A 14,099-nucleotide genomic window follows, 5' to 3' on the forward strand; every position below is an offset into this window, starting at 1 on the left:
GCTTCATTTGTTGTCACGGCGATCCTTGCATGCGACATGTGTCGAATAAATTTGTTGTGCACTGCTTAGCTTGTAAAAGCCGCCTGTTCCCGATACATCAAGGTTCAATTTCTCATCAAAGAACACCATATGATGCCGGTTCATGTAGATGTCAAGCGGGACACTGCTTTGCAGCTGCACGTCATCTGCGTCAGCCTGCGGGGCGATCCATATGGCGGGCACGCCGTTGACGGCGCAGCCGCAGCCTTCCGTATCGTGTACAAGCTTGATAATTCCGCCATCTGCGGAGCTGAGACGCTGCTTGAGCTGCTCTTCGGCAGCTTCAGTCACTTGAATCCAAATTGACATCGAATCTGCTCCTTTATGGCTTGACATGTTCGAGTAAGTGTACAAATAGCAATGTAACAATGATTCCAAAATACGAATCGTTATTCACAATCGCTTTCGAATGTTGATTATATCGTTTTCACCGCGTATCATCAAGAAGGAAGACTATACATAATTCGAGGTGAAATAGGCATGAATGCGCAAAATGAGGCAATCTTGCAGAAATTTCGGGATATAACAACGAAACTGAAAAGTTATGGTGAAGCATTAAGCATTTTGCATTGGGATCTGCGCACAGGTGCTCCGCGCAAGGGGGCTGAACAGCGTTCTAAAACAATCGGAGCATTGTCCGAGGATATGTTCAAGCTGTCCGTATCGGATGAGATGGGCGAATGTTTGGATGCATTGGAGCAGGCTGATGTATTCGGCGAACTGTCCGATGCAGATCGTAAAATGGTTACAGATGCGCGTAAGGAATACAACCGCAGCCGCAAAATTCCTCCCAAGCTGTATCAAGAATATGTCGTATTAACCTCGCATGCAGAGACGATGTGGGAGGAAGCGAAGGAAAAGGCTGATTTTGAAATGTTCGCTCCGTATTTGCGTGACATCGTAGCGAAGACGCAGCAATTGATCGATTATTGGGGCGTGAAGGACACGCGCTATGACACGCTGCTTGATATGTATGAGCCAGGGATGACGGTGGAGAAGCTGGATGCCATCTTTGGTAAACTGAAAGAAGGCCTTGTTCCGCTTGTACATGCTGTACAGGAGAAAGATGAACAGCCAGCGTATGAGTTCTTGCATCGTGATTACGCAATTGAGCAGCAGAAGGAAATCAGCCTGTATTTGCTGAAGGAAATGGGCTACGACTTCGAGGCTGGACGCTTGGATGAGAGCGTTCACCCATTTATGATCGGGTTGAACTCAGGCGATGTTCGTATTACGACGCATTATAAGAAGGATGATGCGGCGAGTGCGATATTCAGTTCTTTGCACGAAGGTGGCCATGCCTTGTATGAGCAGAACATTACTAAGGAATTCGATGGCACTCCATTGTCAACCGGAACATCGATGGGCATTCACGAATCGCAATCCCGATTCTGGGAGAACATGATCGGCCGCAGCCGTCCGTTCTGGAATCGTTACTACGGGGAATTGCAGCGTCTGTTCCCAGAGCAATTGAACGAAGTGGATGTTGATACCTTCTACCGTGCAATTAACCGGGTAGAACCTTCCTTAATCCGTACGGATGCAGATGAAGTGACGTACAATTTGCATATCATTATCCGTTATGAGATCGAGAAGATGCTGTTCAATGAGAATCTGCCTGTTGAGGAGCTTCCTCGCGTGTGGAATGAGAAATATGAGTCTTATTTGGGCGTGCGTCCGAGCCATGCTGGAGAAGGGGTCTTGCAGGATGTGCACTGGTCAGGCGGCGGATTCGGCTACTTCCCATCGTATTCCCTTGGCAACATGTATGCCGCTCAAATGATGCATACGATGGAAAGCGCGCTTCCTAACTTAGAGACCCTCGTTGAAAATGGCCAGTTGGAGCCAATTAAGCAATGGTTGACGGAACAAGTGTATCAATACGGGAAGCTTTTGACTCCATCCGAGATCATTATGAAGGTAACGGGAGAGGCATTGAACCCGCAATATCTGGTCGATTATTTGACGAAGAAGACGAATGAAGTTTACGGCATGTAACCGAATCAATTTTGAATGTAGAACGCAGTCCCGGGTGGGGCTGCGTTTTTTTATGATTTATACTACTCATTCGGCGGCAGGGAGCACCTCAATCGCAACGATGGAGGATAAGCTTTTTTCAAGCGTTTCCATTTGATTAGGGTCGGGCGAATAACCATTTCAGTAATGGATGCATACAATGCAATAACCGAACAACAGGGCAGGTTCAATTAGGTAAGAGTTTACGCGATTATGGGTCGAGCAGATTGACTCAGAAGAGTACGAACAGGTTCCATGGTATACCCATTCCAGATAAGGAGGACAGATATCGGATGAGACACAAGTGGCGAATAGGTACCTTGGCCATCGTAGTTTTTGCTGTGCTGATGCTTAGTGCATGTGGTTCAAGCAGTGATTTAGTGAAGATCAAGGTAGGAGAAGTGACGCGCTCTGTATTCTATGCCCCTGAGTATGTGGCGCTTGGCAAGGGATTCTTCAAGGAGGAAGGACTGGACGTTGATCTACAGACGACTTCTGGCGGAGATAAGACAATGACAGCGCTGCTCTCAGGGGGAATTGATGTAGCGCTTGTTGGCTCAGAGACGTCCATCTATGTTGCACAGCAGGGGGCTGAGGATCCGGTTATTAATTTTGCGCAGCTCACGCAAACAGATGGCACGTTCCTCGTTGCCCGTGAGAAGAAGGACGGCTTCGATTGGGATCAACTGAAGGGAAGTACATTCCTCGGACAGCGCAAGGGCGGAATGCCTCAGATGGCAGGGGAATTTACGCTGAAGAAGCATGGCATTGATCCACACAAAGACCTGCAGCTCATTCAGAATATTGATTTCGCCAATATTGCGTCAGCATTCGCTTCAGGGACTGGCGAATATGTACAGCTATTCGAGCCGCAGGCTTCTATTTTTGAGAAAGAAGGCAAGGGGGTTGTTGTCGCCTCATTCGGTGTAGAGAGCGGAAAGCTTCCTTATACGGCCTTCATGTCTAAGCAAAGCTATATCTCTAAGAACAAGGATGCTGTACAGAAGTTCACGAATGCGATCTATAAAGCGCAGCAATGGGTAGAGAAGCAGCCCGCTGAAGAGATTACCGATGTTATTCTGCCATTCTTCAAGGATGCTGACCGGGATATTGTCGTAAGTGCGGTTAAGCGGTATAAGGAACAACAATCGTATGCCGCAGATCCAGTCCTGGATGAGCAGGAATGGAACAATCTGCTGGATGTGCTAGATTCGGCAGGGGAGTTGAAATCTCGTGTACATCACGAGCAGATCGTTACGAATGAATTTGCCGAGAAAGCGATAAAGCTGGTGAAATGACGGATGCCTATAACGCTCATTCGAAGGGAGGCGCCTCAATGATACCTGCAGTAGAGCTATCCCGTGTGACTCATGTCTATGTGACAGATCGAGAAGCGAAGCTGGCAGTAAATGAACTAACCGCTTCCATCATGCCGGGCGAGTTCGTTAGTCTGGTTGGGCCGAGCGGCTGTGGCAAGACGACAATACTATCCATTATCGCTGGCCTGATGAAGCCAACCTACGGATATGTAAATGTATTTGGTCAGCGAGTGAGCGGTACCTCATCTCATGTCGGCTATATGCTTCAACAGGACTATCTCTTCCCTTGGAGATCGATTCTTGACAATGCATGCATGGGGCTGGAACTGACAAAACAGTTAACCCCTGAGATGAAGGAGAGAGTTGTTCAGCTGCTTAACGGAATGGGACTCGAAGGGACAGAGAAGCTGTATCCTCATCAACTGTCCGGCGGAATGAGGCAGCGTGTTGCACTGGTCAGGACGCTTGCGACGGAACCGGAGCTTATGCTGCTGGATGAACCCTTCTCTGCCTTGGATTACCAGACGAAGCTGCAATTGGAGGATTTGGTCGTGGAAACTTTGCGTCTACGAAATAAGACGGCCATTCTCGTTACCCACGATCTGTCAGAGGCAATAGCCGTTAGTGATCGGGTGATTGTGTTGAACCGTGATCCAGGCAGCATTCGGCGAACATTCGTCATACCAGAGTCAATCCGCAACTCCCAACCCTTCTATGCACGTGAGCAGGAAGGATTCAATGATCTGTTCCATGACTTGTGGAAGGAACTTGAGGCGTCAGATCGGAGGGAAAGCAATGAGCCGACATTCGGATCTTGATGATTCACCGCCCATACCCCATCCCTCAGATAATACGAAGGAGCTAGTAGCATCGACCTATGCGCAATATCGCGCACGCAGACGTGCACTGTCAACATCAGTTACGGTGACACAGCTAATCATTCTAATCTCCTGTATAGCGCTCTGGGAGCTAGCAGGCCGACTGAAGTGGATCGATGTTCTGTTATTCAGTTATCCGAGCAAGGTAGGCGCGCAAATTGTGCAGGATGTCATGAACGGTTCCATTTGGCCCCATTTAGGGATGACAGTAGGTGAGACGATTGTAGGCTTTGTACTCGGTACTGTTTTCGGTACTCTGCTTGCCGTGCTCATTTGGTGGTCAGAATTTCTTGCGCGAGTGCTAGATCCGTACATGGTTGTCTTCAACAGCATGCCGAAAGTTGCGCTTGGCCCCTTGTTCATCGTCGGGTTTGGAGCGGGATTTACAGCCATTGTGGCTACCACTTTATCCATCACCGTAATCATAACAACCATTGTTGTGTACAATAGCTTTCGGGAAGTCGATCCAAATTACATCAAGGTTGTCCGTGTATTTGGGGGCGGGAAGCGGACGATATTTCGCAAGGTCGTTCTGCCGGCCTCATTTCCTGCGATCGTGTCCACGCTGAAGGTGAATGTCGGGCTTGCATGGGTAGGTGTAATTGTTGGTGAATTTCTTGTATCCAAGGTAGGGCTTGGATATTTGATTATATATGGATTTCAAGTGTTTAATTTTACACTGGTTATGTCATCGCTTGTCATTATCGCAATTGTGGCTACACTAATGTATAAAGCAGTAGCGTTCGTAGAGCGGAAAATCGTGAATCGTACGTAATCCGTATATGTTCTCGTGGTTTGCCGAAGTGTATATGGAGTGACAGGGGAATGCCAATGAATGGCATTCCTCTTTTTTTTGCAACACGTCATCCGAGTCGATATAATGAACATGTATCATAAGAAGATAACATTACATAAGGGTCTCATTGAAGGAGCGTACTCGCACATGGTGTTCGGATTTGTTGGTATTCGTGTCATTAAGACAGCGATCGCGTCAATATTGGCGATAATCGTTGCTAACCTTGCAGGAGCAGTGAATCCGCTAGGAGCGGGCTTGCTAGCTATATTAGGAGTGGATGTTACCCGCAAGCGCAGCATAAAGACCGTGTCGGCGCGATTTCTGGCATCGGTTGTCGGCTTGCTGCTAGCTTCATTATTGTTCGGGCTTCTCGGTTTCGAGCTATGGGTGCTGGCTTTATACATATTAGTTGCATTCCCGATTATCGCTAAGCTTAATTTCAAGGAAGGAATCGTAACAAGCTCAGTTGTTGTGTTCCATATCTATGGCGCAGGAACCTTAACGCTGCATGGCGTGTTGAACGAAGTGCTTCTGCTGGCCATTGGACTTGGTGCAGCCAGTGCCGTCAATCTGGTGTATATGCCGAATGAAGAGGATAAGCTTGTCCGAATTAAGAAGGAAGTCGATGCTTACTTTTCCCTGATTTTCACACAAATTAGCTCCAATCTGAGGGATACAACCTATGTATGGGATGGACATGAAATTATTGATGCGGATGAAAAAGTAAATGAAGGAATCTTTATTGCCTCGAAGGCATTGGAGAATCGACTCATGCGTACGGATGATATTCATGCCGATGAGCAGTGGCTGCTTTATTTCTACATGCGCAAGGCACAGCTGGAAAATGTGCAGGGAATCCTTCAGCTGCTCTCTCAAGTGTATCAATCGTTCCCTCAGTGCTATTTAGTAGCAGATGTGTTTGATCAATTGAGCGAGGATGTGAAGGAGCCGCATTATACGGGCAAGACAGAACAGCTTCTGAATGATTTGGACGAGGTCTTCCGTCAAATGGATTTGCCTGTTACACGTGGAGAATTTGAAGTGCGCGCAGCCGTCTTGCAAGTAATTCGCGAGCTTCAACAATATTTGAAGATAGCGAAAAGAGATAAGAAACAACTTCGACTTGGCGTGTAACCCGCGCCAGGCCAGCATATGTTGACTCTCAAAAAATGCGTCCACTCTTAAAAAATTGTTGTCACCCTAGACGACTGTCCTGCATACACTTTAATTGAATGATTGTATGGAGGAGGTCCACAGGATGGCAAACACAGAAAAACACCACTGCCGGGAAATCATCACGAAAGCAGTCTGCGGCAAAGGTCGTAAGTTCTCTGTCGTCACACATACCGTCTCTCCGCCTAATCATCCGACAAGCATATTGGGGGCTTGGATCATAAACCATCAATATGAATCGGTGCGGGCAGGAGACGGCATTGAAGTAATTGGTACTTACGATATCAACATCTGGTATTCATACGACAACAATTCCCAAACTGACGTTGCGAAAGAAACGGTGTCGTATGTAGATCTCGTTCCGTTGTCGTATGTTGATCCGAAGCATCGTTCTTCCACTGTTGAGGTATCTGCGGAAGCAGTTCAAGAACCGAACTGCGTTGAAGCGAGTGTATCTTCGCATGGACGCGGTGTGACTATTCGTGTTGAGCGGGAATTCGTGGTGGAAATGGTTGCAGAGACAAAGGTATGTGTTCTCGTTTGTAAGGACGGGTGCAATGATTTCGAAGACAAGGATTTTGACTTTAGTGTTCAGGATGAGAGCTTCGACGACTTGGAACCGGACTTGACGGATGAGGAGTTGTAATCATCGCCGCAGGCCCTGACCGCTTGCGGCGGTTTCTCATTTCCTATTGAGGATACTCTCAACCAACATGCGCATGGTGGGTGAGCCGCTGCAGAACCTGTGCTTACAAACTTGATGATATACCCACAGGATATGCAGCAAAGGAAAGATTGTAGAGGGCGGGAGCCCTCCTTTTTTTTGGATTCGTAACAAAAATTCAGGTAATGTTGTTGGTTGGCCTCATAGCTGCAACGGGATTCTAATCAGGATGTAATCATATATGCTGGATGCGAAGGGGGAGGCGACGTTGAGCCGAGACCTTGCTTGTGAAGATAGCGTGGTTGTCATAACGGATGACTGGGAATCCGCCAACATGTGGAAGCAGTATAAAGTAAAGGCGGTCTCCAATTCCAAATATATGCGAGCCGGAGCTAGGTCAATTGCTGTTCAGGAGCATGGGAAATTAATCGTATGGTGGAAACGCAGTATGGCACAGCGGAATCGGGAGAATGCGGAGAGAGTAGTGCATCGTCAGGAGGACGAGGGCACAATCGTACTCAATCGCTATGCTGCGAGTTGGCGCTCAAGCACCATGCGTGAACGCTTGAAGCTATGGGGGTTGCCTGTGGCCGAATGGGCTACGTGGGCAGATGAATTGCCGCCGAATTCGGGCCAGCATTACGTTCGTTCTATATGCTTCTGGGTCAATGGCTGTCGTATCGTTGCTGCCGCACAGAGTTCAACTCCTCCGCAGGGTCTTCCCATGTATCGTGCGCTTGATGATTGGTCCAAGCCGCCATATCGCCGGCTTGCCCGGCTGGCTCTGCGAGCTGCATATGCAGTAGGCTGGGACATCGCTGCGGTTACGCTGCGCTGCACACCATCTTCTGCCGTGGAGGGAATATCAGACTTGCCAGCGGGTGTGCTGGATGAGCCCCAGTTGGGTGATGTAATCGTGCATATCGATCCTGTACCGCAGCGAATTCCATCATGGGTACGGGAGAGGTATGCTGCAGCATGGCATGAGGAGACAACCGTGCATTCACGAATTCGGAACAAGGGAACACAACTGAAGCTTGGGATGGATGTAGAATTAATTCTATTTGATGCCCATGCCGAGAAGATCGTCCCCGCTGTTCGGTATTTGCCCAAGGGTGGGGCCGCAGGTTGTGATGCCGTGCGTCTGCAAGGACGTGTCATCTATCCTCTTATGGAGCTTCGTCCGGAACCTGCTGAGCGTCCTGCCCAGCTTGTGGAGCATTTGAGCAGGGCCATGCGGCTTGCAGACCGTATCATTGCAGAGAAGCGTGCTTCGCACTTGCAGGATTCCAAGTTAGTATGGCTGGGTGGATCGCATCCAGTAGGGAAGTTCTCGCTCGGAGGGCATATCCATGTTAGTGGAATCTCGTTAACCCCAGACTTGATAAGGGCGTTGGATACTTATGTAGCACTGCCGCTGGCCCTCCTTGAGAATCCAGCGGGTTCAATAAGGAGGCGTCCAGGGTATGGGACGTATGGAGATGTACGCGAACATGATCATGGCGGTGAGGGCGGATTTGAATACCGAACACTTCCATGCTTTATCATGACGCCGGTCCTAACGTTAGAGGTGCTAACCTTATTCCGTACGGTTGCAGTGGTTTATCCGAAGCTGACTAGGCGCGACAGTGTGCGTGAAGAGGTGATTCAAGCATTCCTGTATGCTTATCCGACAAGGGGCGATAATTATCTCACAGATGCGGGGAGACAACCTATGCGCATGCTGGCGTTAGAGCTTATGGACGACTTGCTGGGCGAGGTGAGGAAGAGCAGGAATGAATGGAGAGATGACAGCCTATCGATGCAGGCCGAGCATGCTATTCAAGCGCTGTCTCATCGAATACGTGCACAATGGATATGGGATGAGAATGAGGATTTGCGAAGTACATGGTTGGGATTGAGTGAGCGGTGACCGCGTGAAATGCGCGTGAGTCCCCGCTCTTTTTTTGATATAATAGAGTTCTACTTATGTTATCGGAGGGTGTTTATGGTGAAGCTGACACCGATGATGGAACAATATTTGAGCATCAAGGAGCAGGTTAAGGATGCCTTTTTGTTTTTCCGCCTCGGGGATTTTTACGAGATGTTCTTTGACGATGCGATTCAAGCATCGAAGGAATTGGAGATTACACTGACGGGAAGAGGCAGCAGCGGTGCAGAAGATCGTATCCCAATGTGCGGTGTGCCTTATCATTCGGCAGATAATTATATTCAGCGATTAATTGAAAAGGGATATAAGGTTGCCATCTGTGAACAGGTGGAGGATCCAGCGGAAGCTAAAGGGGTTGTCCGCCGTGAAATCGTCCGGATTGTGACGCCAGGGACGGTAATGGAAGGCAAGCTGATCGACGATAAGTCGAATCATTATCTAGTCTGTCTATCCCAAGGGAGTACCAGCAATGCACTGGCTGCCTGTGATCTGTCCACAGGGGAACTGATTGTTACTTCAGCACCGATCGGGCAATCTTGGCTTATTGATGAGTTGAATGTCTATATGCCGACAGAAGTTATTGGCCATCCTGCATTGCTGCAAGAGGCTGAGCCGCTTACGAAGGCGTGGAATCGTTCTGTTCTGTTTACCGAATGGAGCCGCAAGGATGAAGAATTGGCAAGGCAGCAGTTCGGCGAAGCCGTCTGGACTCGACTTGAGGATGAGCGGCAGCAGGCGCTTGCTATGCTGATGGGGTATTTGCAAGAAACACAGAAGCGTTCATTAAGTCAGCTGACGAATATTCGAACTTACGACCCGGATCAATATCTGGTGTTAGATCCTTTTACACGTCGTAATTTGGAGCTTACGGAAACCGTGCGCGAGCGTGCGAAGAAAGGTTCCCTGCTCTGGCTGCTTGATCGCACCGAGACGTCGATGGGGGCAAGGTTGCTTCGTCGCTGGATTGACAAGCCGCTCATGAATCGGCAGGCCATTGAGGAGCGCTTAGAGGCCGTTGATACGCTGTATCATCATCTCATATGGCGAGAAGAGCTGCGTGAGCAGTTGTCCTCGGTATATGATCTGGAGCGTCTTGTAGGCCGGATTGCCTTCGGTACGGCGAACGGTCGTGATCTCGTTGCACTGAAGTCTTCACTGAGTCAGATTCCGATGTTGAAGCAGTTATGCGAGCAGACATCGTCTGCAACACTTCACAATCTTGTTAGTGAATTGGATGCATGTGGAGATATCCACGATTGGATTGAACGTGCGGTGGTGGACGAGCCTCCGGTATCGGTACGTGACGGTGGACTGATTAAGCCAGGATACGATGAATATCTTGATCAGCTCCGAGAAGCAAGTGTGAACGGCAAGCGCTGGATCGCTGAGCTGGAGCGCAGAGAGAAGGAAGCGACCGGAATCAAGTCGCTTAAGATCGGATACAACAAGGTATTCGGCTATTATATCGAGGTAACGAAATCGAATTTGTCATCCCTGCCGGAAGGACGATATGAGCGTAAGCAGACGCTGGCGAATGCAGAACGATTCGTAACGCCTGAATTGAAGGAGAAGGAAGCGCTAATTCTCGAGGCTGAGGATAAGATGCTCGGCTTGGAGTACGAGCGCTTTAGCGAGCTGCGTCAGCGCATTGGAGGCGAGATTCGCCGCCTGCAGGCATTGGCAGAAGCAGTTGCTGAAATAGACGTCTACCAATCACTCGCTGCAGTCAGTGCAGCTAGGAGATATGTTCGTCCGGCATTCACGGAGCAATTGGATATGCATATTGCTGAGGGACGTCATCCCGTTGTGGAGGCCGTCATGCAGGGCGGAGACTTCATGGCGAACGATACGGAGCTGACAGAACAGAATGAGACGATGCTGCTCATAACAGGGCCGAATATGGCAGGTAAGAGTACGTACATGCGTCAAGTAGCCCTGATATCGATCATGGCGCAGATTGGCTGCTTCGTTCCAGCTGAACGAGCGTCTATGCCGATTGTCGATCGGATCTTCACGAGAATTGGAGCTGCAGATGATCTAATTGGCGGTCAGAGTACGTTTATGGTGGAAATGATGGATATACAGGTGATGACAGAGAAGGCAACACGCCGCAGTTTGGTCATCATTGACGAGCTGGGTCGGGGCACATCAACGAGTGAAGGGATGTCCATTGCACAGGCTGTAGTTGAGTATGTCCACGATCGAATCGGCTGTAAGGCGCTCGTTTCGACCCATTTCCATGAATTGGCGCATATGGCGGATCGTCTGCCAAGATTGAAGAATGTATGCATGGCCGTGCAGGAAAGCGGCAATCAAGTTACCTTCCTGCGTAAGTTGATTTCAGGCGCAGCCAGCACAAGTTATGGTATCTATTGTGCACGCCTTGCGGGTCTCCCTGATCAAATTATTGATCGTGCATACGACCTGTTGAAGCAGTATGAGACAACGGATCGTGAAGGGACAACACATGCATGCCCTTCGACTTCGCAGCAAGAGCTTCCTGTCAATCATGTGGAACAGCTGTCTTTATTCGGTTGGGATCAGACTGCGGTATCTGAGGATAGTCCCGTTCAGGCACCTGCACAGTATGTGAAGCCTGTGCAAGACGATCAGACGGATGACGAGCCTTCTGTCAGGGGTGTGAAATTAACTGCTGAGACCCGTCAAGAGGCACAGCAAGAGGAATCGGAACGTAATGTTCAACATAGTGCTGAAGTACTAGCAATGAAGGAATTCATCGGCACTTTGACAGATGTAGATGTGATGTCAATGACTCCATTGGAAGCAATGAATCAACTGCATGATCTGATGAAGCGGGCACGTGAAATTACTCGTGAATCCTAATGAATAAAGCATGGGAAATCAAGAGTTAAGGAGGTGTGAGAGATGGCAATTATTAAAATATTGGACGAGCACATTGCCAACCAGATTGCCGCAGGCGAAGTGGTGGAGCGTCCTTCATCGGTTGTGAAGGAACTGGTTGAGAACTCGATAGATGCAGGAGCTACACGTATTGATGTATCCGTTGAAGAAGGGGGCCTGCAGCTCATCCGAGTGAAGGACAATGGCTCCGGCATAGCGGATGATGATGCAGAAAATGCCTTTCTGCGGCATGCGACGAGCAAGATCCAGACAGGGAAGGATCTATTCTCGATTCGCAGTCTAGGGTTCCGAGGAGAGGCACTTCCGAGTATTGCGGCTGTTGCCAAGGTAGAGTTGGTAACGTCGACAGAATCTAGCGGGTTAGGCAGGCGGCTTGTTATTGAAGGCGGTGCGATCAAATCGTATGAGCCCGCACAGTCCATGCAAGGGACGGAGATTACGGTACGTGAACTGTTCTATAATACGCCTGCACGGTTAAAGTATATGAAAACAATCCAGACGGAGCTGGGGCATATCTCTGACCTCATCTATCGTTTGGCGTTATCCTATCCAAGTATAGCGTTTACCTTGAAGCATAATGAGCACACCCTGCTGCAAACGATTGGCAATGGAGACTTGTTGCAGGTTATTGCCTCTGTATATGGCGTTCAGACAGCGAAAGGGATGCTGCAGGTCAAGGGAGAACACTTGGACTTCGAGGTGGAAGGCTATATCGGAAAGCCTGAATTAACGCGCTCGAATCGCAATGCAATGTCATGGATGATCAATGGCAGATATGTCAGAAGCTTTCCGCTGAATCAAGCGATACTTCGTGCGTACCATACGTTCTTGCCGATCAATCGCTACCCGATGCTCGTGCTTCATGTGACGATGCACCCTTCTCTCGTGGATGTGAATGTGCATCCTGCCAAGCTTGAAGTTCGCTTCAGCAAAGAGGCAGAGCTGTGCGCATTCATCGAAGAGACCGTAAAGCAATTGCTGCATAAGCAGCGTCTTATTCCTGAAGCGGCTCCGAAGAAGGCGAAGGTGCGAACGTATGTCGAGCAAGCAGAGCTTCAATGGGAAGCTGCAGAGACGATAGCGGCCAATCAAGAGAAGCAATTTAAGCCAATGGGGGCGCTAGTCATTGAGTCTGATCCGTCCTCTGCTGCGCAATTAGCGAAGGAAGATCGAGAGCAGTCACAAAGCAATGCTGATACATTCCATCAACCTAACGTTCAGCGACAACCTGAACTAACGGGGAAATGGAATCAGACCGCAGCAGCCGAAATGTCTCGTGTTGCTCCAGAAGCCTTGCAACCTACAAATGAATCCGTTATTGATTCTACTGTACAAAGAGGCTTACTAGAACAGAAGAAGACGGAGAAGCAACAATTGCAAGAGGAAGGTCGCAAGAACGAGGATGTGTCAGCTGGAGCTGCGAGTGAGGCTCCAGTGGCAATCAAGCCCACTGAATCTTCTTCTAGTAATGAGGACGCTGTAGATAATCCGGCGAAACTCAAGCAAACAGTGGATCACGACTTGAATCCATCAACTTCCTATGATGCAGAGACAGCATTGATTGCGAACGCTCAAGAAGAGAGGGGGAGAGTTCGAGAGACGTCTCCTTCTTATGGTAGCCGCAATGCGGGAAGTTCCAATACGAGTGCTTATTCGAATCCTTATTCGAATGCTAAGCAGCAAGCAGGGCAAGCCGCAGTGAAGGCCGGTGCGGAGAAATGGAAGGAATGGCTGACGGAGGAAGGTAGTACGGACAACGCTGCATTGCCGAAGTTCCCCGCACTTTCTTACATTGGTCAGCTGCACGGAACATACTTGATCGCTTCGAATGAAGAGGGACTCTATTTAATTGATCAGCATGCAGCGCATGAACGAATCAATTATGAATATTATTTTGAGCGATTCGGCAAGCCGGTAGAAGCCTCTCAAGAGCTGCTTCTGCCGATCACATTAGAGTTTACCCCTGCTGATGCGGAGCGGATTCGATCCCGTATGCATTTGCTGGAGCAGGTCGGGATCATCATGGAGCCATTTGGGGGCCAAACATTCCTAGTTCGTTCCCATCCATACTGGTTCCCTAAAGGGGAAGAAACGGATATTATTCAAGAAATGACGGACTGGGTGTTGAGCGAGAAGGCGCCCGATATTGCAAAATTAAGAGAGGCCTCAGCGACGATGTGCTCTTGTAAGGCATCGATTAAAGCGAATCAGCGCTTGACAGCAGCTGAGGCGGAGACGCTATTCGTCCGATTGGGAACATGCCGCCAGCCATTTACATGTCCGCATGGCAGGCCGATCGTCATTCGATTTACAACATACGATCTGGAGAAAATGTTTAAGCGGGTTATGTGAGAATAGCTGGGGATTTGTAATTCCCTTTCCACAGCGTATATAATGAGGA

General features: G+C 49.0%; 10 protein-coding genes. 9 read left to right on the top strand and 1 reads right to left on the bottom strand.

The features are described from left to right. Positions 1–3: 3 nt before the first annotated feature. Complete coding sequence (locus tag M3661_RS06990; protein WP_251483120.1) at positions 4–348, bottom strand: iron-sulfur cluster biosynthesis family protein; 345 nt, start codon at positions 346–348, stop codon at positions 4–6. Between the two features lie 171 nt (positions 349–519). On the opposite strand from M3661_RS06990, the gene M3661_RS06995 reads away from it, so the two are divergent. The 9 genes from M3661_RS06995 to mutL all read left to right on the top strand — a co-directional run bounded on the left by M3661_RS06995 (position 520) and on the right by mutL (position 14,050). Further along, complete coding sequence (locus M3661_RS06995; protein WP_065293000.1) at positions 520–2,037, top strand: carboxypeptidase M32; 1,518 nt, start codon at positions 520–522, stop codon at positions 2,035–2,037. Positions 2,038–2,348: 311 nt separating this feature from the next. Further along, the gene (locus M3661_RS07000) at positions 2,349–3,353 is read left to right on the top strand and encodes an ABC transporter substrate-binding protein (protein WP_251483122.1); all 1,005 of its coding nucleotides are present in this window, start codon (positions 2,349–2,351) and stop codon (positions 3,351–3,353) included. Between the two features lie 38 nt (positions 3,354–3,391). After that, positions 3,392–4,192, top strand: coding sequence for an ABC transporter ATP-binding protein (locus tag M3661_RS07005; protein WP_065293002.1), 801 nt, complete (start codon positions 3,392–3,394; stop codon positions 4,190–4,192). Continuing rightward, positions 4,170–5,027 carry an ABC transporter permease gene (locus M3661_RS07010; protein ID WP_139295276.1) on the top strand — a complete coding sequence of 286 codons (858 nt, stop codon included), beginning with the start codon at positions 4,170–4,172 and terminating at the stop codon, positions 5,025–5,027. The genes M3661_RS07005 and M3661_RS07010 overlap by 23 nt, the downstream gene beginning before the upstream one ends. A 168-nt stretch (positions 5,028–5,195) precedes the next feature. Then, positions 5,196–6,182, top strand: a complete 987-nt coding sequence (locus tag M3661_RS07015; RefSeq protein WP_065293016.1) for an aromatic acid exporter family protein — start codon at positions 5,196–5,198, stop codon at positions 6,180–6,182. 124 nt (positions 6,183–6,306) lie between these two features. Continuing rightward, positions 6,307–6,867, top strand: a complete 561-nt coding sequence (locus tag M3661_RS07020; protein ID WP_065293003.1) for an outer spore coat protein CotE — start codon at positions 6,307–6,309, stop codon at positions 6,865–6,867. A gap of 259 nt (positions 6,868–7,126) precedes the next feature. After that, positions 7,127–8,797 (top strand): putative amidoligase domain-containing protein, encoded by a 1,671-nt coding sequence (locus tag M3661_RS07025; RefSeq protein ID WP_251483124.1) that lies wholly within the window; start codon positions 7,127–7,129, stop codon positions 8,795–8,797. Positions 8,798–8,872: 75 nt separating this feature from the next. Continuing rightward, positions 8,873–11,659 (top strand): DNA mismatch repair protein MutS, encoded by a 2,787-nt coding sequence (mutS, locus tag M3661_RS07030; protein WP_251483126.1) that lies wholly within the window; start codon positions 8,873–8,875, stop codon positions 11,657–11,659. 42 nt (positions 11,660–11,701) lie between these two features. Beyond that, positions 11,702–14,050: a DNA mismatch repair endonuclease MutL gene (gene mutL / locus M3661_RS07035; RefSeq protein ID WP_251483128.1), complete on the top strand. Its 2,349-nt coding sequence runs from the start codon at positions 11,702–11,704 to the stop codon at positions 14,048–14,050. Positions 14,051–14,099: the final 49 nt, after the last annotated feature.

The organism is Paenibacillus sp. MER 180 (genome assembly GCF_023713665.1).
In the GTDB taxonomy this organism is placed as follows: Bacteria; Bacillota; Bacilli; order Paenibacillales; family Paenibacillaceae; genus Paenibacillus_B; species Paenibacillus_B suaedae.